At 63.3% G+C, this 19273-nt stretch carries 19 protein-coding genes; 13 read left to right on the forward strand and 6 right to left on the reverse strand.

Annotated elements, in window-relative coordinates:
- Window positions 1–473 precede the first annotated feature (473 nt).
- The 3 genes from alaS to Q4G22_RS05530 are packed head-to-tail and all read left to right on the forward strand — an operon-like array spanning window position 474 to window position 4282.
- On the forward strand, window positions 474–3131 hold the full coding sequence (gene alaS / locus Q4G22_RS05520) for an alanine--tRNA ligase (protein WP_303384906.1): 2658 nt from the start codon (window positions 474–476) through the stop codon (window positions 3129–3131).
- Window positions 3128–3427, forward strand: a complete 300-nt coding sequence (locus Q4G22_RS05525) for a DUF1330 domain-containing protein (protein ID WP_303384907.1) — start codon at window positions 3128–3130, stop codon at window positions 3425–3427. Before alaS ends, Q4G22_RS05525 begins: the two co-directional genes overlap by 4 nt.
- A gap of 60 nt (window positions 3428–3487) precedes the next feature.
- On the forward strand, window positions 3488–4282 hold the full coding sequence (locus Q4G22_RS05530; RefSeq protein ID WP_303384908.1) for a class II glutamine amidotransferase: 795 nt from the start codon (window positions 3488–3490) through the stop codon (window positions 4280–4282).
- A 15-nt stretch (window positions 4283–4297) separates the two neighbouring features.
- On the opposite strand, the gene Q4G22_RS05535 is transcribed toward Q4G22_RS05530, so the two are convergent.
- From Q4G22_RS05535 to gatB, 3 genes are all read right to left on the reverse strand, one after another.
- Window positions 4298–4759, reverse strand: coding sequence for a DUF4177 domain-containing protein (locus Q4G22_RS05535; protein WP_303384909.1), 462 nt, complete (start codon window positions 4757–4759; stop codon window positions 4298–4300).
- Between the two features lie 123 nt (window positions 4760–4882).
- Complete coding sequence (locus tag Q4G22_RS05540) at window positions 4883–5374, reverse strand: cell wall hydrolase (RefSeq protein ID WP_303384910.1); 492 nt, start codon at window positions 5372–5374, stop codon at window positions 4883–4885.
- A gap of 7 nt (window positions 5375–5381) precedes the next feature.
- Window positions 5382–6896, reverse strand: coding sequence for an Asp-tRNA(Asn)/Glu-tRNA(Gln) amidotransferase subunit GatB (gatB, locus tag Q4G22_RS05545; protein WP_303384911.1), 1515 nt, complete (start codon window positions 6894–6896; stop codon window positions 5382–5384).
- Window positions 6897–7097: 201 nt separating this feature from the next.
- Between gatB and Q4G22_RS05550 the strand changes: the two genes are divergently transcribed.
- Window positions 7098–7727, forward strand: coding sequence for a transglycosylase SLT domain-containing protein (locus Q4G22_RS05550; RefSeq protein ID WP_303384912.1), 630 nt, complete (start codon window positions 7098–7100; stop codon window positions 7725–7727).
- 3 nt (window positions 7728–7730) lie between these two features.
- On the opposite strand, the gene hisA is transcribed toward Q4G22_RS05550, so the two are convergent.
- On the reverse strand, window positions 7731–8447 hold the full coding sequence (gene hisA / locus Q4G22_RS05555) for a 1-(5-phosphoribosyl)-5-[(5-phosphoribosylamino)methylideneamino]imidazole-4-carboxamide isomerase (RefSeq protein WP_303384913.1): 717 nt from the start codon (window positions 8445–8447) through the stop codon (window positions 7731–7733).
- A gap of 133 nt (window positions 8448–8580) precedes the next feature.
- Between hisA and Q4G22_RS05560 the strand changes: the two genes are divergently transcribed.
- The gene (locus Q4G22_RS05560) at window positions 8581–8970 is read left to right on the forward strand and encodes a DUF2147 domain-containing protein (RefSeq protein WP_368661459.1); all 390 of its coding nucleotides are present in this window, start codon (window positions 8581–8583) and stop codon (window positions 8968–8970) included.
- Window positions 8971–9116: 146 nt separating this feature from the next.
- Window positions 9117–9842, forward strand: coding sequence for a MipA/OmpV family protein (locus Q4G22_RS05565; protein WP_303384914.1), 726 nt, complete (start codon window positions 9117–9119; stop codon window positions 9840–9842).
- 65 nt (window positions 9843–9907) lie between these two features.
- Here the strand turns inward: Q4G22_RS05565 and Q4G22_RS05570 are convergent, their stop codons facing one another.
- On the reverse strand, window positions 9908–10657 hold the full coding sequence (locus Q4G22_RS05570; protein ID WP_303384915.1) for a GNAT family N-acetyltransferase: 750 nt from the start codon (window positions 10655–10657) through the stop codon (window positions 9908–9910).
- A 78-nt stretch (window positions 10658–10735) separates the two neighbouring features.
- Between Q4G22_RS05570 and msrB the strand changes: the two genes are divergently transcribed.
- A complete protein-coding gene (gene msrB / locus Q4G22_RS05575; RefSeq protein ID WP_303384916.1) occupies window positions 10736–11125 on the forward strand; it encodes a peptide-methionine (R)-S-oxide reductase MsrB in 390 nt (129 codons plus the stop codon).
- Here the strand turns inward: msrB and Q4G22_RS05580 are convergent.
- Window positions 11120–11818 carry a GntR family transcriptional regulator gene (locus Q4G22_RS05580; RefSeq protein ID WP_303384917.1) on the reverse strand — a complete coding sequence of 233 codons (699 nt, stop codon included), beginning with the start codon at window positions 11816–11818 and terminating at the stop codon, window positions 11120–11122. The genes msrB and Q4G22_RS05580 overlap by 6 nt on opposite strands.
- 129 nt (window positions 11819–11947) lie before the next feature.
- Between Q4G22_RS05580 and Q4G22_RS05585 the strand changes: the two genes are divergently transcribed.
- The 6 genes from Q4G22_RS05585 to Q4G22_RS05610 all read left to right on the forward strand — a co-directional run bounded on the left by Q4G22_RS05585 (window position 11948) and on the right by Q4G22_RS05610 (window position 19076).
- Complete coding sequence (locus Q4G22_RS05585) at window positions 11948–12841, forward strand: aldo/keto reductase family oxidoreductase (protein WP_303384918.1); 894 nt, start codon at window positions 11948–11950, stop codon at window positions 12839–12841.
- 57 nt (window positions 12842–12898) lie between these two features.
- Window positions 12899–14077: an O-succinylhomoserine sulfhydrylase gene (gene metZ, locus Q4G22_RS05590; protein ID WP_303384919.1), complete on the forward strand. Its 1179-nt coding sequence runs from the start codon at window positions 12899–12901 to the stop codon at window positions 14075–14077.
- 94 nt (window positions 14078–14171) lie between these two features.
- The gene (folE2, locus tag Q4G22_RS05595) at window positions 14172–15134 is read left to right on the forward strand and encodes a GTP cyclohydrolase FolE2 (protein WP_303384920.1); all 963 of its coding nucleotides are present in this window, start codon (window positions 14172–14174) and stop codon (window positions 15132–15134) included.
- 2 nt (window positions 15135–15136) lie between these two features.
- Window positions 15137–15499 (forward strand): AprI/Inh family metalloprotease inhibitor, encoded by a 363-nt coding sequence (locus tag Q4G22_RS05600; RefSeq protein WP_303384921.1) that lies wholly within the window; start codon window positions 15137–15139, stop codon window positions 15497–15499.
- A 63-nt stretch (window positions 15500–15562) separates the two neighbouring features.
- Window positions 15563–17929: an ATP-dependent helicase gene (locus Q4G22_RS05605; RefSeq protein WP_303384922.1), complete on the forward strand. Its 2367-nt coding sequence runs from the start codon at window positions 15563–15565 to the stop codon at window positions 17927–17929.
- Between the two features lie 73 nt (window positions 17930–18002).
- Window positions 18003–19076: a dihydrolipoamide acetyltransferase family protein gene (locus tag Q4G22_RS05610; protein ID WP_303384923.1), complete on the forward strand. Its 1074-nt coding sequence runs from the start codon at window positions 18003–18005 to the stop codon at window positions 19074–19076.
- Window positions 19077–19273: the final 197 nt, after the last annotated feature.

A 19273-nucleotide genomic window follows, 5' to 3' on the forward strand; every position in this document is an offset into this window, starting at 1 on the left:
TCTTGAATCAGAACTCGAATGACAAGGGAATCCTTAAATGAAGACGCCGTCTAGCACTACAGGGGCGGCGGCATCCCCAAAGTGCGGCGGAGCGATTGCGGCCCTCACCCCCGCCCGCCGCGATGGTCGCAGCGTAAAGCGACACCTGAAACACCAATAGTGCGACGGCACCCCAGATCATCCGCGATCCCCGGCGCCCGTCATCCAGCCGTAACACAACTCATAGAGCCGGGCGGTCAGAACCATGAACAGCGCGCCGATCAGCCGCGACTGCGCCCTTCCTCCCATTCCATGCCTTCCGCGAAGCATTGGTTCAGGATGCCGGTGGTGATGAAAAATAGCCGCAGCGCTAGCGTGCCTGGGATGAACGCGCCTGTGCCGTGGCCCGCTTGTCCGGTTATGTCCATCCTTTCGGCTTTACGGCCTCGGTGACAATGATTATCTGTCAAGCCCGCCGGCCTCAAGGATCAGACATGCCCAGCCTGAACGACATTCGCTCGACCTTTCTTGGTTACTTTGACAAAAACGGCCACCGTGTCGTCGATTCCAGCCCTTTGGTGCCGCGGAATGACCCGACGCTGATGTTCGCCAACTCGGGTATGGTGCAGTTCAAGAACCTGTTTACCGGGGTCGAGACGCGCGACTATAAACGCGCCACCACGGCGCAGAAATGTGTGCGCGCGGGCGGCAAGCATAACGACTTGGACAATGTCGGCTATACCGCGCGGCATCACACCTTTTTTGAAATGCTGGGCAACTTCAGCTTTGGCGATTATTTCAAATCCGATGCGATCCCGTTCGCCTGGGAACTGTTGACACGCGAATTCGGCATCCCCAAGGAGCGGCTGCTGGTCACGGTTTATCACACCGACGACGAGGCCGCGGAAATCTGGAAAAAAGTGGCCGGTCTGCCGGATGAAAAGATCATTCGTATCCCGACGAATGATAACTTCTGGATGATGGGGCCAACGGGGCCTTGCGGTCCTTGCACGGAAATTTTCTACGATCACGGCGATCACATCTGGGGCGGCCCCCCCGGCAGCGCGGATGAGGATGGTGACAGGTTCATCGAAATCTGGAACCTTGTTTTCATGCAGTTCGAACAATTCGAGGATGGCAGCCGCAAGGATCTGCCCAACCCCTCGATCGACACCGGCATGGGGTTGGAGCGGATTGGCGCGTTGTTGCAGGGCAAGCACGACAACTATGACACCGACCTGATGCGGTCGCTGATCGAGGCCTCGGCCCATGCCACCAGCAGCGATCCCGATGGGCCGGGCAAGGTGCACCACCGGGTGATCGCGGACCACCTGCGCTCAACCTCGTTCCTGATTGCTGACGGCGTGATGCCCTCGAACGAAGGGCGCGGCTATGTGCTGCGGCGGATCATGCGGCGGGCGATGCGGCACGCGCATATGCTGGGGGCGACCGATCCGGTGATGCACCGCCTGGTGCCCGCGCTGGTGCGTCAGATGGGGGCGGCCTACCCTGAATTGCCACGTGCGCAGGCGCTGATCGAGGAAACGCTGCGATCCGAGGAAAGCCGGTTCCGCCAGACGCTGGACCGCGGCCTGCGCCTGCTGGATGACGAACTTGCCCACTTGCCCGAGGGGGCCGATCTGCCCGGCGCGGCGGCGTTCAAGCTGTATGACACCTACGGGTTCCCGCTGGATCTGACGCAGGATGCGCTGCGCGAAAAAGGGCGCGGCGTTGATACCGCCGGGTTCGACACGGCCATGGCCGAACAAAAGGCCAAGGCGCGGGCAGCTTGGGCCGGTTCGGGCGAAACCAAGGATGCGGCGATCTGGTTTGATCTGGCCGAACAGCACGGCACGACTGAATTTCTGGGTTACGACACCGAAGAGGCCGAGGGTCAGGTGCTGGCGCTGGTCCGCGATGGTGCGTCGGTGGATGCTGCGGCTGAGGGTGAGACGGTTCAGATCGTGGTTAACCAGTCGCCGTTTTATGCTGAAAGCGGTGGTCAGGTGGGCGATGCGGGCCTGATAAAGACCGAAACCGGCGCGGCGCGTGTGACCGACACCAAAAAGGTTGCGGGTGTGTTCGTGCATATTGCCGAAGTGACAATGGGCCAGATTCAGCGCGGGCAGGGCGCGACGCTGAGCGTCGATCACGCCCGCCGCAGTGCCATTCGTGCCAACCACTCGGCCACGCACCTGCTGCACGAGGCGCTGCGCCGCTCTTTGGGCGCACATGTCGCGCAGCGCGGGTCGCTGAATGCGCCGGATCGGTTGCGCTTTGATTTCAGCCACAATCAGGCCGTTAGCGCAGACGAATTGGCCGTAGTCGAATCCGAGATTAACGATTTCATCCGCCAGAACAGTCCGGTGGAAACCCGGCTGATGACGCCGGATGACGCGCGGGCCATCGGTGCGCAGGCGCTGTTCGGTGAAAAATACGGGGATGAGGTGCGCGTGGTGTCCATGGGCAGTCTCACCGACTCGGGCAAAGGGCAGGTCGGCGATACCTATTCCATCGAACTCTGCGGTGGCACACATGTCATGCGCACGGGTGATATTGGTGCCTGCGTTATTCTGGGCGACAGTGCCTCGTCTGCCGGTGTGCGCCGGATCGAGGCACTGACCGGACAGGCGGCGCTGGATCATCTGCGCGCGTCTGACACGCAACTGGCTGAAATCGGCGGCATTCTTAAGGCGCAGGCCGGTGATGTGGTCGCGCGGGTGCGTTCGCTGGCGGATGAGCGTAAGGCCCTGGCGAACGAGGTTGCGCAACTGAAACGGCAACTGGCCATGGGTGGTGGCGGCGGAGCCGAGGCCAAGGATATTGCCGGTATCAAGTTCATCGGTCGCCGGGTCGAAGGCGTGTCGGGCAAGGAATTGGGCGCACTGGTCGATGAGATGAAAGCGCAGCTTGGTTCCGGCGCGGTGCTGGTGCTGTCCGAAGCCGATGGCAAGGCGACGGTTGCCGCCGGAGTAACGGCCGATCTGACAGCGCGGCTGTCGGCGGTCGATCTGGTTCAAGCCGCGACAGCGGCGCTTGGTGGCAAAGGCGGTGGTGGGCGTCCCGATCGGGCGCAGGGCGGCGCGCCCGGTCTGGCGGCGGCGGATGAGGCCATCGCCGCAGTTGAAACTCTTATCGGAGGTGCCGCATGAGCGCGCTGTGGATTGCTCACGTCAATGTTCTGAACGCGGATTCCTATGGCCAGTATGCCAAGCTGGCTGGCCCGGTGATCGCTGCGCATGGCGGTGTTTTTCTGGCCCGCGCCACGCGTTATGTCCGGTTGGAGGGGGCCGAGCGTGAACGCCATGTTGTCGCACGTTTTCCCAGTGTCGAGGCGGCAGAGGCGTGCTACCACAGCCCCGAATATCAGGCGGCGCTGGCTCATGCCATCGGTGCATCCGAACGCGACCTTGTGATTGTCGAGGAAACGCCGCCTGCTGCGGAATAAGTGGAATGTTAACTTTTTCGTGCTAAGCGTCACGAAAGAGACATGAAATGAGGCAAGGGCATGTGTCGCTGGGCCGCCTATATCGGTCAGCCGATCTTTCTGGAAGATATTGTCAGCCGTCCGGGGCATTCGCTGATCCATCAAAGTCACCATGCACGGCATGGCCATACGGCAGTGAATGCGGATGGCTTTGGTCTGGCATGGTATGGTGAGCGTCCTGAACCCGGCCTTTATCGTGATATTCTGCCGGCATGGAGCGATCCGAACCTGCGCAGCCTGACAGCGACGGTGAAATCGGGGGTGTTCATGGCGCATGTCCGCGCCTCGACCGGCACGGCAACCAGCCGCAACAATTGCCATCCCTTCGCCGTCGGTCGGTGGAGCTTTATGCACAACGGCCAGTTTGGCGGCTATGATGGGTATCGCCGCCACGCCGATCTGCTGATCCCCGAGGATTTGTATGCCTTTCGCAAAGGGGCCACCGACAGCGAGGCGTTGTTTCTGGTCGCGCTCGGGCAGGGGCTGGCCGAAGAACCGCATCGCGCGATGGAGCGGGCTACCGCTCTGTTCGAAGACCTGGCCCAACGCAAGGGGATCGCGCCTCATGTGCGGCTGACGGCGGCCTTTTCCGACGGGAAACGCTTGTATGCGCTGCGCTATGCCAGCGACGATCAGGCACCGACGCTGTTTTATCGCTGGTCTGCCAGCCGGTCGGGCTATGCTGTTGTGTCTGAACCGTTAGAGGCAGACGAAGCCGATTGGCAAGAGGTCCCGCCCGGCAGCTTTTGTGTCTTTGATGACGGCGGGGTGGCGATCAACCGTTTCAAGCCGGATTTCGCGCGCATCGCCGCCTGATCTGAATGGGCGGGATCAGCCTTTGCCGGATTCGCGCGGCGCGGGTGGTGTGGCAGGCCGGTCGATCACAGCGGCGCCGGGAGAACTGGTCAGGCCGGATGCCTGAGGGTGGCTGCTGGGCTGCGGTGCCGCCGCGTCGGGTAGCACCGGAACAGGTTCTGATGCTGCCGGTGCCGTGGCCGCAACGGGATATTCCGGCTGCGGCACGGTTTTCGTTTGCGCAGGCTCCGCCGCTGTTAGCGGCGTCAGTGCGCGGCGGAACACCAGCAGGTTCAGGTAAACCGTCTGCCGCCCTGTCAGGCCGCTGCGTTCTTCGGAGGGCAGCGTTTCGGCGCGGACATATTCCCAGCCATCGGCGGCCATACGGTTGATCTCGGCCGAGAGGGTGTGCGCATAACGCTCGCCGGGGGTTTTCAGCCCTTTGATGCGCTCGCCGCGTTCGGGCGCAGGAATGACAGTGTATTCATGGTTTTTCATACGAACCTCGCCCCTGCTTGGCCAAGACTAGATCAAGAATGGCCAAGCCGCCATAGCGATCAAGCCCTGCTGTGCTTGCTGTTTCGCAATTGGTGTCGTGCTGGTTGCGGCGGGCCATGCGGATCAGCCGCCAAACCCCATCCTGTCGCGGGGTGGCAAAGGCACCGGCTGAGTCACCAGATGGCGCGGGCGGCGTTCGTAAAAGGCATTGCCGCCCGCCGTCAGCACATAGTGCATGTTGTCATAGGAAAAGCGGTGGCCGTAGGTGTGGAAAAACATTGCGTTGCGCACGGCCGGGTGACGCTCGCCGCGCATCACCGAAACCGCTGCTGCCCGCACCTGCGGGACATGCGGCATTTTGCGGGTCAGAATACCGGACGCGAACTGGTTCTTTTGTCCGACCACCGCGCAGACGCTGCGCGGATATTGCGCCGACTCGACACGGTTCATGACCACGGTGCCGACCGCGATCATGCCTTCACGGCTGGAACGATTGGCCTCGAAATAGATCGCGCGTTCCATGCAGTCGAGTGCACTGTGGCGTGTGCCAATGCCGCAGCCTGACAGTGCCACAAGCGCCGCGACCGCAGCAATCCCCGCGCGAACCAACGGCATCGGCACCTTACAGCCCCAGCTTTTGGGCGACCAGTTCGTTGACTGCCGCCGGGTTGGCCTTGCCGCCGGTGGCCTTGAGCACCTGCCCCACGAACCAGCCAGCCAGTTTCGGGTTCGCCTTGGCCTTTTCCACCTGCGCCGGGTTGTCGGCGATGATCTGATCGACAGCGGCTTCGATCGCGCCCATGTCGGTGACTTGCTTCATGCCGCGCGCCGCCGCGACCTCGGCCGGATCGCCGCCTTCGGTCCACAGGATCTCGAACAGATCCTTGGCCATCTTGCCCGAAATCTGACCCGAGGCGATCAGGTCGATCACGCCGCCCAGTTGCGCCGCCGAAACGGGCGAGGTTGCAACCGTCAGCCCCTCTTTGTTCAACCGCCCGAACAATTCGTTAATCACCCAGTTCGCCGCCTGCTTGCCATCACGGCCAGCGGCCACAGCTTCAAAGAAATCCGCGTTCTCGACCTCGGCGGTCAGCACGCCGGCATCGTATTCCGACAGCCCCATGGCCTGCACAAAACGCGCCTTTTTTGCGTCGGGCAGTTCGGGCATATCGGCCGCAATTCCGTCAACCCATGCCTGTTCGATTTCCAGCGGCAGCAGGTCGGGGCAGGGGAAATAGCGGTAATCATGCGCCTCTTCCTTGGACCGCATCGACCGCGTTTCTCCCTTGTCGGGGTCGTAAAGACGGGTTTCCTGCACCACGGAACCGCCGTCCTCGATGATGGCGATCTGGCGGCGGGCCTCGTATTCGATTGCCTGCTGAATAAAGCGCAGGCTGTTCATGTTCTTGATTTCGCAGCGCGTTCCCAGAACGCTGAAATCGCCGGTTTCGATAAACCGCTCGTAATCGCCGGGTTTACAGACCGACACGTTCACATCGGCGCGCAGGTTACCGTTCTGCATATTGCCATCGCAGGTGCCAAGATAGCGCATGATCTGCCGTAGTTTCGATACATAGGCCGCCGCCTCCTCTGGCCCGCGGATGTCGGGGCGGCTGACGATCTCCATCAAGGCGACGCCGGTGCGGTTGAAATCGACGAAGGACATGTTCGGGTCCATGTCGTGGATCGACTTGCCCGCGTCCTGTTCCAGATGGATACGCTCGATCCGCACGCGGCGGGCGACGCCGGGGGCCATGTCCACGATCACCTCGCCCTCGCCGACGATGGGGTGGTAAAGCTGGCTGATCTGATAGCCTTGCGGCAGGTCGGGGTAGAAATAGTTCTTGCGATCAAAGGCCGACATCAGGTTGATCGCCGCCCTGATCCCCAACCCCGTGCGCACCGCCTGTTCAACGCAGAATTCGTTGATGACCGGCAGCATCCCCGGCATGGCGGCATCGACGAAGGCCACGTTGCTGTTGGGTTCAGCCCCGAATGTGGTCGATGCGCCGGAAAACAGCTTGGCGTTCGAGGCGACCTGCGCGTGAACCTCCAGTCCGATGACCAGTTCCCAATCGCTTTTGGCACCTGCGATGGTTTTGGGTTCGGGGGCGGTGTAGGACAGATGGTCAAGCATGGCGGCCTCTTGTGCGTGTTGCGGTGGTTTTAGGGCAGGGGGCGCGGCGCGGCAAGGGCACCGCTGTGGCGGAAAGCTGCCGAAATGGCGGGGGTTGTGGCGGCGGGAAACTGCCGATAGCCCCGCGATCACGCATCCGGTAATTGTCTTTTAATGGGCCACGGCTAGCAGTTCTCTGAACGAAACAACTCTGGCCCTGTCATGCGTCCTTTTCTGTCCTGCCTTGCCGCCCTTGCTGCTGTCGCCTCCTTGTCTGCCTGTGACAGTGGCGGCGCGGGTGGGCAGATGAACCTGCGCGGCGAACCCGCAACGCAGGCGGTCGCGGAAAAGGTTGACGTCTCGATGCGCTGGACCGGGCGCGTCGGGTCCGAGGCATGGACGCAGGCAACGCTGGATGCGCTGGACCAGCATGGCGTCACCGTTCTGTCGCGGGTGCCCAGTGATGTGGGCACCTATTGCCCCGGCTATGCCGATCAGGGGATCGAGGGGCGGCGCGCCTTTTGGGCCGGGTTCATGTCGGCTGTGGCCAAGCATGAAAGCACCTATAATCCGGGTGCAAAAGGCGGCGGTGGCCGCTGGCTGGGCCTGATGCAGATTTCGCCTGCGACATGGCGGCACTACGGCTGCGAGGGGCGGATGCTGGACGGTGCCGACAATATGGTCTGCGCGGTCAAGATCATGACGACGCAGGTCGGGCGCGATAATGCCGTGGTTGGCGGTTCAGGCGCGTGGCGTGGCGTCGCGCGTGACTGGGCGCCGCTGCGCAATGCCAACAAGCGCGCCGACATTGCCAATTGGACCAGCCAGCAGAATTACTGCGCCAAGGGCTGACCCTTAGCGCAAGGCCCGCAGGGCTTCGGTCAGGTTGATGGCGCCGTCATACAGCGCCCGGCCGGAAATCGCCCCGGCGATTACCCCGGTATCACGCAGTGCTGTCAGATCGGCCATGGTCGATACGCCGCCTGACGCGATCACCGGAATGCTGACCGCGCGGGCCAGTGCTTCCGTGGCGGCGATGTTCGGCCCCTGCATGGCCCCGTCGCGGTCAATGTCGGTATAGATGATCGCCGCCACGCCCGCGTCCTGAAACCGGCGGGCAAGGTCAGTGGCCAGCACATTGGTTTCCTCGGCCCAGCCACGGGTTGCCACACGGCCCCCGCGGGCGTCGATGCCGACTGCGATCTTGCCCGGAAAGGCGGTGGCGGCCTCGTGCACCAGATCGGGGTTTTCCACCGCGACAGTGCCCAGAATCACGCGGGCAATGCCGCGCGACAGCCATTGTTCGATGGTGGCCATGTCACGAATGCCACCGCCCAGCTGTGCGGGAATCGCCACGGCTGTCAGGATCGATTCGACCGCCTCCGCGTTGACCGGATGCCCGGCGAAGGCACCGTTCAGATCGACCAGATGCAGCCATTCGGCCCCGGCCTCTTGAAAGCTCAGCGCCTGCGCGGCGGGGTCGGTGCCAAAGACGGTCGCCGCCTCCATGTCGCCACGCAGCAGCCGCACGCAATTGCCGTCTTTCAGGTCGATGGCGGGATAAAGGATCATGGTGGCCCCCTGAGTGTTCGTCGCCCCCCCCTGTGCCATGCCGGCGCGCAAAGGTGAAGGCCGCGACCTGACGTCAGACTTGCCCGAATCTGGATTGCGCGCCGATGATCGCCGGACTTTGCCAAGGAGGAGAATGCTGATGCGCGCCCTGTCCCTTGCGGTTCTGCTGAGCCTGACCGCCACCGTTGCCGCCGCCGACCCGATCGAGGGGCTGTGGCAGACCCAGCCCGACGAAGGGCGTTATGCCATGGTGCAGATCGCGCCCTGCGGCCCGGCGTTCTGCGGCACCATCACCCGCACGTTCAGCAGCGCGGGCGAGGTGCGGACGGATTCCATCGGCAAGCAGATCGTGATCGGCATGGCCCCGCAGGGCAATGGCGAATATCGCGGCCGCGTGCTGCGCCCCGCCGATAACAAGGTTTACAATGGCAAGGCATCGGTCAGCGGCAATCAGATGAAGCTGTCGGGCTGCGTCGCGGGCGGGCTGATCTGCAAATCGCAGACTTGGCGTCGCCTGCAATAAACGTGTTGCGGGCAACAAAGGGGCGGGGCGATGCAATTGCGCCACGCCCGCCGTCGCCATGGTGCGGTGCACCGTCTGTGCGCTTGCTTTTCCTTCTGCCTGTGCGCAAGGTGACCTGCATCTTTCATTTTGTCGGAGATCGTATCATGTGCCGCCTTGCCGCCTCTGCCTGTCTGGTCGCCCTGCTGTCGCTGGCTGGCACCGTGCAGTCGCAGGCGCAGACGATTGATCTGGATCTGGGTTTGGGCGCCAAGGTGGTGCCCGATTATCAAGGCGCCGATTCTCACAGCGTTGAGCCGTGGCTGATCTGGCGCAACGATGTCGGCAGCCAGAACAAGCAGGGCTTTTTTTGGGGCCCGTCATTTCGCCTGGTCGGTGCGCGGGATGCGGGCGACAGCGATCATCTGATTGGGCTTGAAGACATCGACCGCGCCTATGAACTGGGCGCGCGATTCAGCTATGGCATCGGGCAGGTCACGGGTTATGCCTCGCTGCGTCGGGGTTTCGGCGGGCACGAAGGCGTGGTCGGCACCCTTGGCGCGCGCTATCGCACCGATGTCAGCGACCGGCTGACGATCTGGACCGGCGTTTCGGTCGATTATGCGAACTCGTCTTATATGAACACCTATTTCGGCGTCAGCGCCGATGAATCGGCGGCCAGCGGGCTGGCGGCCTATGAACCGGGCGCGGGCTTCAAATCCGCCGCTGCCCGGATCGAGGCGCGCTATGCCATCAACGACAACACCGCCCTGCTGGGCGAGGTTGAATACGGTCGCCTGATCGGTGATGCTGCCGACAGCCCGGTTGTGCTGGAAAAAAACCAGCCTTCGGTCCGTATTGGTGTGACCCGCCGCTTTAGCTTTGGCTTTTGAGGCGAACGGCTGATTTCGCGGCGCGGCCCGTCAGGCCGCCCAACGCCAGTGCAAGGGTTCTCAACTTAGGCGGTTCCGCGTAGCCAGCGTTGCCGCGCGGGTGGGATTGCGCCGATTTCTACGCCGGTAAAGACATGCAGCGTGTTCAGATGCCGGTCCACCACGGCGTGATCGCTGACCCAGCCCCCCATCGCCAGATAGCTGCGCAGCAGCGGCGGCATTGCGGCCATGGCGCGGCGCGGGTCGGGCGTCATCATCCGCAACGCGCGGGCAAAGCGGAACACTTGCGGCGCCTTGACACGCGGCAGCCAGCGGCGCGGGGCCAGATGGCGGGCGCGCAGCATCGCAAAGGCGTCGGCATATTGGTCGGGTTCGGTGCCGACAAAGCTGGAACAACCGAACAGCAACCCCGCCCGCGCCGCGTCGATCTGTTGGCTTAACGCGCGCCAGGCCAGTCGCAGAATATCGGGGTCGCGCCGTGCGGGATCGACACAAAAGCGCCCTATTTCCACCATCGGTGTGTCATAGGCCGCCAGCCGCCCCAGATCGTAATATTGCGCGGAATAGCTGCGCCCGATGTCTGCGCCCTTTTCCAGCGCCAGAAAACGACAGCAGGCCACCAGTTCGCCGGTGCGGGTGTCCTCGATCAGCAGGTGGTTGCATTCGGCGTCCATCGCGTCGGCGTCCAGTCCATCGCCGTCATCGGGTGCCGTGCGCCCCAGAAAGCAGCGCCAGCGCAGGCGTTGCGCGTTGCGCAGATCCTGGGCCGTTTCGGCCAGCCGGGCGCGATAGCGGCCCTCGACGATGATCGCCATGACCTGTTCCCTTTGTCATCACGGCATTGCTACCCATATCAGGTGACAGATTTGCGAAATTTCAACCACGGAGATGTGATGAGCCGGAAAATCAACAAAACCGATACCGAGTGGCGGGAACAGTTGACGCCCGAGGAATATCGCGTCACCCGTCAGGCCGGGACCGAGGCACCGTTCTCGCACCCCGGTTTTCCGTCCGGGCCGGGGTATTTCACCTGCGTGTGCTGCGGTGCGCGGCTGTTCGACGGCGACACCAAATTCGAAAGCCATTGCGGCTGGCCTTCGTTCTATCGCGCGGGCGGGGCAATTGATGAACATCGCGATGTCAGCCATGGCATGATCCGCACCGAGGTGCGCTGTCATGATTGCGACGCGCATCTGGGCCATGTGTTTCCCGATGGTCCGCCGCCGACGGGGTTGCGTTACTGCATCAACGGCGTCGCGATCCGGTTTCAGCCCGGCTCATAACCGCGCGACATAGCGCGCCACCCCCGGATCGAACCAGTTGCGGGAAATTTCCGCCACCCGCCCGTCTGCGGTCTGCGACAGCCGCAGCACCTGTGGCATCGGCGTGCCGGCCGGGTGAGGAAAGGCGGCGGGCGTCCAGTCGGGCAGGGGTTCCTGCCCGATGCGATCCTCGGCCCGTGTGATGTTCAGGCCCAGATGCTGACGATAGTGATGATACAGCGATTCCGACAGCGCCGCCCGGTCCATCCGCTGCGCGAACGAGGCGCAGAGCCAGATTTCCTCCACGCTGGCGGGCAGTCCCGACAGGTGGCGCAGGCGGCGGATGCGATGCGCCCGCGTGCCGCTGCCAAAGGCGGGCAGATGGTCGGGCTTGTCGGTGCGATCCACCGACAGCACCCGCGCCGTGGGCAACCCGCCTCCGGTCAGCAGTTCCAGTCGGAACAGTGCATAAATCCCCTGTGGCTGGCGGCCCGCGCGGATATAGTTGCCCGATCCGTGCCGCCGTTCCAGCAGGCCGCGCGATTCCAGTTCGGCCAATGCCTTGCGCAGCGTTCCGACGGCGATGCCCTGCGTTGCAGCCATCTCTCGTTCCGGCGGCAGGCGGTCGCCATTGGCCAAACGCCCTGCCGCGATGTCACGGCTGATCGTTTCGGCGATGCGCAGATAGGTGGGCAGGGGGGCGGTCTGGGGCATCGGAACGCCTGCGGTCATGTAGATTGATGCAGGGTTGATACAGTGCGCCAGAACGAGAGCCAAGGGCGAATACGCTGGACGCGCGCGACCCTTTCGGGCGAGCATCTGACGAACAGAAAGGGGGCACCGATGGAACGGGTTCAGATTGCACCGGGGCTGAACTTTAGCCGCATGATCTATGGCCTGTGGCGTCTCGGCGATGCCTCTGACACCTCACCCGCGCATGTGCAGGCCAAGGTCGAGGCCTGTCTGGCGCAGGGCATCACCACGCTGGATCACGCCGATATTTACAGCGATTACGGCGGCGAGGCGCTGTTGGGTGCCGCCTTTCGTGCCGCACCCGGTCTGCGGGATCGGGTCGAGGTGGTGACGAAATGCAATATTGTCGCGCCTCTGGGGCGTCACGCGGATGCGCGGGTCAAGCATTACGACACCTCGCCCGCCTATATCACGGCGGCGGTGGAGCGGTCGCTGCGAGATCTGGCGACGGATCGGGTGGATCTGTTGCTGCTGCATCGCCCTGATCCGCTGATGGATGCCGATGCGACCGGCCCGGCGCTGGATGCGCTGGTGGCCAGCGGCAAGGTGCGGGCGGTGGGCGTGTCGAACTTTCGCCCATGGGATACGGAATTGCTGCAAAGCCGGATGGCCACTCCGCTGGCCGCCAATCAGATCGAGATTAGCCTGCTGGCCCACGCCCCGTTGACCAATGGCGATCTGGCGTGGATGCAGCGGGCGCGGATGCCGGTGATGGCATGGTCGCCCCTTGGCGGGGGCAGCCTGTTCGCCTCGGGCGAGCCGCCGTTGACCCGCGCCCTGCAAGACATCGCCGCGCGCGAGGGGGTGGATATGGCCGCCGTCGCGGTCGCGTGGCTGCTGGCCCATCCGGCGCGGATCATGCCGGTCATGGGGACGAACGACCCCGACCGCATCGCCCGCCTGTCCGATGCGCTGCGCGTCAGGCTGGACCGGCAGGATTGGTTCACGCTGTATCAGGCCGCGCTTGGGCACGAGGTGCCGTGATCTTGTAATCGCCGGGGCAGGCGGCTATCGGCAAGCGGCAACCCGAAAGGACAGCCGATGAGCCAGGACACGCCGCTTCACCCGCGCACCAGCGCAATCCATCACGGCATTCGCCGCAGCCAGTATGGCGAGATGGCCGAGGCGCTGTTCATGACGCAGGGCTTTGCCTATGACAGCGCCGCGCAAGCCGAGGCGCGGTTCCAGCATGTCGGCCCGGACGAGTTCATCTATGCCCGCTACGGCAACCCCACCAGCCGCATGTTCGAGGACCGCATCGCCCAGATCGAAGGGACCGAGGATGCCTTTGCCACCGCATCCGGCATGGCGGCAGTGAATGGCGCGATGATGGCGATGGTCAAGCCCGGCGACAAGGTGGTGGCGGCGCGGGCGCTGTTCGGGTCGTGCCTCTATGTGCTGGATATTCTGGCGAAATTCGGCGTCGAAATCGCGTTGGTCGATGGCACCGATCTGGACCAATGGGCCGATGCGCTGAAGGGCGGGGCCAAGGTCGCCTTTTTTGAATCCATGTCGAACCCCACGCTTGAGGTGATCGACATTGCCGGGGTCTGCCGTCTGGCGCATGAGGCCGGGGCATTGGTCGTTTGCGATAACGTCTTTACCACGCCGGTTTTCTCGCGCGCGGTGGATTTGGGCGTCGATGTGGTGATTTATTCGGCGACGAAACATATCGACGGCACCGGCCGCGCGCTGGGCGGTGTGATCTGCGGCACCCGGCAGTTCGTGCGCGAGGTGGCCGAACCTTACCTGAAGCACACCGGCGGGGCGATCAGCCCGTTCAACGCCTGGCTGATGCTGTCCAGCATGGCGACGATGGATATGCGGGTGCGCGCTCAGGCGGAATCGGCGCTGGCGATTGCCCACGCGCTGGATGGCCACACGGCGCTGTCGCGGCTGATTTATCCCGGCCTGCCCAGCCATCCACAGCACGATCTGGCGATGAAACAGATGGGGTCGGGCGGCACCATGATCGCGATGGAGCTGGCGGGCGGCAAGGATGCGGCGTTCAATATGCTGGACAAGCTGGAACTGGTCAGCATCTCGAACAATCTGGGCGATGCGAAATCCATCGTGACCCATCCGGCGACGACCACCCATCAGCGCCTGTCTGATGAAACGCGGGCCGAACTGGGCATCACGCCGGGGCTGATCCGGCTGTCGGTGGGCCTTGAACACGCGGATGATCTGATCGCCGATCTGACCCGCGCTTTGGGCTGACTGTCTGGCGGCGGCACAAAAACCGCCGCCAAACCGTTGGAAATGCCCGAACGCTTCCCATATTGCGATGCGACGCCGCGTTAAGGATCGACTGATGACCGATAACCGTCCGCTTGTCCCCGCCTATCCGGCGCTGGCGCGCAGCTATGACGCCGGATTCCGCGTGGATGACACTTATAAGGCCAGCCTGCCCGATTTGCAGAACGGCCCGGCCAGCCTGATCGTCGGCGCCCGCGCGCCCATCCAGCATGTCGGCATCAGCAATTTCCGCCTGCCGATCCGCTATCAGACCCGCGAGGGCGGCGAACTGCCTCTGGAAACCAGCGTCACCGGCACCGTCAGTCTTGAGGCCGATCGCAAGGGCATCAACATGTCGCGGATCATGCGGTCGTTTTATGCCCATTCGGAAAGCCTGTTCAGCCTCAAGGTGTTAGAGGCCGCGTTGGAGGATTACAAATCCGATCTCGACGCGCTGGATGCGCGGATCATGATGCGCCTGTCCTATCCGATGCGGGTGGATTCGCTGCGATCCGGCCTGTCGGGCTGGCAGTATTACGACATCGCGCAGGAACTGGTCGAACAGGCGGGACAGCGGCTGCGGATTTTGCATCTGGATTACGTCTATTCCTCGACCTGCCCCTGTTCGCTGGAATTGTCGGAACACGCCCGCGAAATGCGTGGACGGCTGGCGACGCCGCATTCGCAGCGGTCGGTGGCGCGGATTTCGGCGGTGATGAAGGGGCCGGAAAAGCTGTGGTTCGAGGATGTGATCGACATGTGCCGCCGCGCGGTGCCGACCGAGACGCAGGTCATGGTCAAGCGCGAGGACGAACAGGCATTCGCCGAACTGAACGCCTCGAATCCGATTTTCGTCGAGGATGCCGTGCGCGCTTTTGCCCTGCAATTGCTGGATGATCCGCGCATCGGTGATTTCCGCGTCGTGGCCAGCCATCAGGAATCGCTGCACTCGCACGATGCGGTCAGTGTGCTGACCGAGGGGCCGACCTTTGCGCAGGCCAGCCTTGATCCGTCGCTGTTTGCGGGGCTGCGGGCCTGATCGTGCGCAGTCTGACAGGCATCGTGATTCTGCTGGTTCTTGTGCTGGCCGCCTGCGTGGGGCCGGAACAGGATCAGGAACCGCCGCCCTTGCCCGAAAACGTCGCGGCGCTGGTTGGGGCGTGGTCCGCGCGTGAGGCTGACGGCAGCGCCTGCCGGGTTTACCTGTCTGAACGCCAACAGCGCGGCGGGCGGCAGGCGGTGGATCAGGTGTGTATCGGCGGGCCGCTGATGCAGGTGCAATCATGGGAATTGCGCGGTGATCAGTTGATGCTGCATGGTCCCCGGCCTGCGCTGGTGCTGGCGCCGGCAGGCGAGGGGCGCTTTGCCGGGGCGGGCGTGACCTTGGTGCGACAGCGGGAATAATGGCAAGAACAATGGTGGAACATAGGCTTTTCACCGCCCTCTTTGCCGGGTAATGTGCCGCGTATGAGCCAGTCTGACGCCCCCACCACTCCACCCGTTCCGCTGTCGCAGCAGGCGATGGCCGCACGACCTGTGCCCTATCTGGACGGGCTGAACCCCGCGCAGCGCGCCGCGGTTGAAACGACTGAAGGCCCGGTGCTGATGCTGGCCGGGGCAGGGACCGGCAAGACCCGCGCCCTGACCGCGCGCATTGCCCATATCCTGACCCAGAACCGCGCCCGTCCGGGGCAAATCCTTGCCGTGACCTTTACCAACAAGGCCGCGCGCGAGATGAAGGACCGTATCGGTCGCCTGGTCGGCGGCACGGTCGAGGGGATGCCGTGGCTGGGCACCTTTCACAGCATCTGCGTGAAAATCTTGCGCCGCCATGCCGAACTGATCGGCGATGGCACGCTGCATTTGAAACCCGGCTTTACCATTCTGGATACCGACGATCAGATCCGCCTGCTGAAACAGTTGATTGCGGCGGAAAACATCGACGAAAAGCGGTGGCCAGCGCGGCAGTTGGCCAGCCTGATCGACGATTGGAAAAACCGCTGCCTGACGCCCTCGCAGGTGCCGCGCGGGGAACAGGGCACTTTTGACGGCTGGGGTGGGCGGCTGTATGCGGCCTATCAGGCGCGGTTGCTGACGCTGAACGCGGTCGATTTCGGCGATCTCTTGATGCATTGCGTGACGCTGTTTCAGGCGCACCCCGATGTGCTGGCCGCCTGGCAGGATCGGTTCCGCTATATCCTTGTGGATGAATATCAAGACACCAACGCGGCGCAATATATGTGGCTGCGGCTGCTTGCGCAGGCGCATCGCAACATCTGCTGTGTCGGCGATGACGATCAGTCGATCTATGGCTGGCGCGGGGCCGAGGTGGGCAATATCCTGCGGTTCGAGGCGGATTTCCCCGGCGCGCGGGTCATCCGGCTGGAACAGAATTATCGCTCGACCCCGCATATTCTGGCCGCCGCGTCCGGGCTGATTGCGGCGAACGCGGGTCGGCTGGGCAAGACGCTGTGGACCGAGGTTGAGGCGGGCGAAAAGGTCCGCCTGATCGGCCACTGGGATGGCGAGGCCGAAGCCCGCTGGATTGGCGAGGAGATCGAGGCATTTCACGGCGGCCATCGTGCCGCAATGGGTCAGCGGGCACTGAATGACATGGCTATTCTGGTGCGCGCCAGCCACCAGATGCGCGCTTTCGAAGATCGGTTTATGGCCATCGGCCTGCCGTATCGGGTGATCGGCGGACCTCGGTTCTATGAACGCGCGGAAATCCGTGACGCGATGGCCTATTTCCGGCTGGCCGTGTCCCCCGCCGACGATCTGGCCTTTGAACGCATCGTCAACACGCCCAAGCGCGGGCTGGGCGACAAGGCGATGCAGGCCATTCAAAGCGTTGCCCGTCGCCATGGCGTGCCCTTGCTGCAAGGCGCGCATCTGGCGGTCGAGGAAGGCCAGCTTTCCGGCAAGGGGGCAGCGAACCTGCGGGATTTCGTCGCGCTGATGGGTCGTGCCCATGTCGATGCGCTGGACCCCGGTGCCAGTCATATCGAACTGGCCGAACGGCTGCTGGACGAATCCGGCTATACCGCGATGTGGCAGGCGGACAAGGCCCCGGATGCGCCGGGGCGGCTGGACAACCTGAAAGAACTGGTCAAAGCACTGGAGGATTTCGACAACCTTCAGGGCTTCTTGGAACATATTGCGCTGGTCATGGACCGCGACACGGATGAGGCTGCCGATCAGGTCAGTATCATGACCCTGCACGCCGCCAAGGGCCTTGAATTCCCCATCGTGTTTTTGCCGGGGTGGGAGGACGGGTTGTTCCCCAGCCAGCGCGCAATGGACGAAACCGGCCTGAAAGGGCTGGAGGAAGAGCGCCGTCTGGCCTATGTCGGCATCACGCGGGCCGAGGAGCTGGCGACGATCAGCTTTGCGGGCAATCGGCGGCTGTATGGGCAATGGCAGTCGTCCATGCCCTCGCGCTTTATCGACGAACTGCCAGTCGATCATGTCGAGGTGCTGACGCCGCCCGGCCTTTATGGAGGTGGCTATGGCGCGGCGATGGCCTTTGCCGGGGCCAATGCCGGGACCGACATGCACAACCGTGCGGCTCATGCCGATGTGTATAACTCGCCGGGATGGAAGCGGATGCAGGCGCGGGCGGCAGAGCGTCCGCGACCGGCGGCAGCGGTGGTGATCGACGCGGCGGCAGTGGCGTTTTCTGTTGGTGATCGCGTGACCCATACGAAATTCGGTGACGGCACGATCATGGGCATCGCCGAGGATACGCTGACGGTGCAGTTCGCCGCCGGGTTCAAGAACGTCAAGGCGGGCTATGTGCAACCAGCGGTCAGGGCGGATGACGTGCCGTTCTGATCTCTCTGGTCTCGGGCGCACATTTCTGGCACCTTCGCCTGACAGATCTGTTTTTCTTAAAAGGGTCAGTGGCATGGGCGAACATGTGATCCGTTTGCCAGACATCGGCGATGGCATAACCGAGGCCGAGATCGCGGAATGGCTGGTCGAGGTGGGCGACAAGGTGACGGCGGATGAACCCGTTTGCGCCCTGATGACCGACAAGGTGACCATTGAAATTCCCGCGCCGGTATCGGGGCGGGTGCTGTGGCTGGGCGGCGCGCCCGGCGATATGATGCGCGTTGGCAGCGATCTGATCCGCCTGACGGTCGAAGGCACGGGCAATATCCAGATTCACGAACCCGAGGTGCCGCCACCGCCCCGCGCCGGTGTGCCTGCTGAATCTGCGTCCGCCCCGACACAGGCCAAGGCCAAAGATGCGTCGACATCGGACCCGGTGGTCGATCTGCTGGGCGTCACCGAGGATATTCCGGTGATCGGTTTGCGCCGCCAGATCGCGGAACGAATGCAGGAAACCAAACGCCACGTTCCCCATTTCACCATTGTCGAAGAGGTTGATGTCACCGCGCTTGAGGAATTGCGCGCCAAGCTGAATGCGGAAGGCAATGACGTGCATCTGACACTGCTGCCCTTCGTGATCCGGGCGATGGCGCGTGCGCTGCGCGAACAGCCGGATCTGAACGCACATCACGACGATGCTGCCGGGGTGCTGCGTCGGGTGGCCGCGCTGCATGTGGGCATTGCCACGCAGACTCCGCATGGGCCGATGGTGCCGGTGATCCGTGATGCCGGGGCACAACCCTTGCATGTGCTTGCCGCCGAACTGCTGCGTCTGGCCAGTGCCGCACGCGACGGCACCATCCGCCGCGACGAAATGACAGGATCAACGATCACCATCAGTTCTCTTGGGTCGCTGGGGGCGATTAGCACGACGCCGATCATCAACCGGCCCGAGGTTGCCATCGTCGGCGTGAACCGTATCGCGACACGGCCCTTGTGGGATGGTCAGGGCTTTGTGCCGCGCAAGGTCATGAACCTGTCGTGCAGCTTTGACCACCGCGTTATCGACGGCTGGGACGGCGCGGTTTTCGTGGCGCGGCTGAAGGAACTGTTGGAAACACCGGCGCTGATCTTTGTGGACGGTTAAGGTCGTTGTTCACAAAGGAACCGGGCAGCGCGGCGTTTTTCGTTTGCGCCGATCTTGATTGCTGGGGCGGCTTTGCCAGCAGCGCCTGATATGATCCTGCCACCCAGGGTGACGCTGCACCGGGATGGTAATAATATATTCACCTCACGGATATTTTTGTGTGATTGTCCGCCTTTGCACACTGGACGACAGAAAAG

The organism is Paracoccus sp. (in: a-proteobacteria), assembly GCF_030538655.1.
Taxonomy (GTDB): Bacteria; Pseudomonadota; Alphaproteobacteria; order Rhodobacterales; family Rhodobacteraceae; genus Paracoccus.

Excerpts from the sequence above, each read along its gene's own strand:
- Q4G22_RS05605 (WP_303384922.1), top strand. The coding sequence starts at position 15,563 with ATGAGCCAGTCTGACGCCCCCACCACTCCACCCGTTCCGCTGTCGCAG.
- Q4G22_RS05550 (WP_303384912.1), top strand. The coding sequence starts at position 7,098 with ATGCGTCCTTTTCTGTCCTGCCTTGCCGCCCTTGCTGCTGTCGCCTCC.
- Q4G22_RS05560 (WP_368661459.1), top strand. The coding sequence starts at position 8,581 with ATGCTGATGCGCGCCCTGTCCCTTGCGGTTCTGCTGAGCCTGACCGCC.
- metZ (WP_303384919.1), top strand. The coding sequence starts at position 12,899 with ATGAGCCAGGACACGCCGCTTCACCCGCGCACCAGCGCAATCCATCAC.
- Q4G22_RS05525 (WP_303384907.1), top strand. The coding sequence starts at position 3,128 with ATGAGCGCGCTGTGGATTGCTCACGTCAATGTTCTGAACGCGGATTCC.
- Q4G22_RS05530 (WP_303384908.1), top strand. The coding sequence starts at position 3,488 with ATGTGTCGCTGGGCCGCCTATATCGGTCAGCCGATCTTTCTGGAAGAT.
- hisA (WP_303384913.1), bottom strand. The coding sequence starts at position 8,447 with ATGATCCTTTATCCCGCCATCGACCTGAAAGACGGCAATTGCGTGCGG.
- Q4G22_RS05535 (WP_303384909.1), bottom strand. The coding sequence starts at position 4,759 with ATGAAAAACCATGAATACACTGTCATTCCTGCGCCCGAACGCGGCGAG.
- gatB (WP_303384911.1), bottom strand. The coding sequence starts at position 6,896 with ATGCTTGACCATCTGTCCTACACCGCCCCCGAACCCAAAACCATCGCA.
- Q4G22_RS05570 (WP_303384915.1), bottom strand. The coding sequence starts at position 10,657 with ATGGCGATCATCGTCGAGGGCCGCTATCGCGCCCGGCTGGCCGAAACG.
- msrB (WP_303384916.1), top strand. The coding sequence starts at position 10,736 with ATGAGCCGGAAAATCAACAAAACCGATACCGAGTGGCGGGAACAGTTG.
- folE2 (WP_303384920.1), top strand. The coding sequence starts at position 14,172 with ATGACCGATAACCGTCCGCTTGTCCCCGCCTATCCGGCGCTGGCGCGC.
- alaS (WP_303384906.1), top strand. The coding sequence starts at position 474 with ATGCCCAGCCTGAACGACATTCGCTCGACCTTTCTTGGTTACTTTGAC.
- Q4G22_RS05610 (WP_303384923.1), top strand. The coding sequence starts at position 18,003 with ATGGGCGAACATGTGATCCGTTTGCCAGACATCGGCGATGGCATAACC.
- Q4G22_RS05540 (WP_303384910.1), bottom strand. The coding sequence starts at position 5,374 with ATGCCGTTGGTTCGCGCGGGGATTGCTGCGGTCGCGGCGCTTGTGGCA.
- Q4G22_RS05585 (WP_303384918.1), top strand. The coding sequence starts at position 11,948 with ATGGAACGGGTTCAGATTGCACCGGGGCTGAACTTTAGCCGCATGATC.
- Q4G22_RS05580 (WP_303384917.1), bottom strand. The coding sequence starts at position 11,818 with ATGCCCCAGACCGCCCCCCTGCCCACCTATCTGCGCATCGCCGAAACG.
- Q4G22_RS05565 (WP_303384914.1), top strand. The coding sequence starts at position 9,117 with ATGTGCCGCCTTGCCGCCTCTGCCTGTCTGGTCGCCCTGCTGTCGCTG.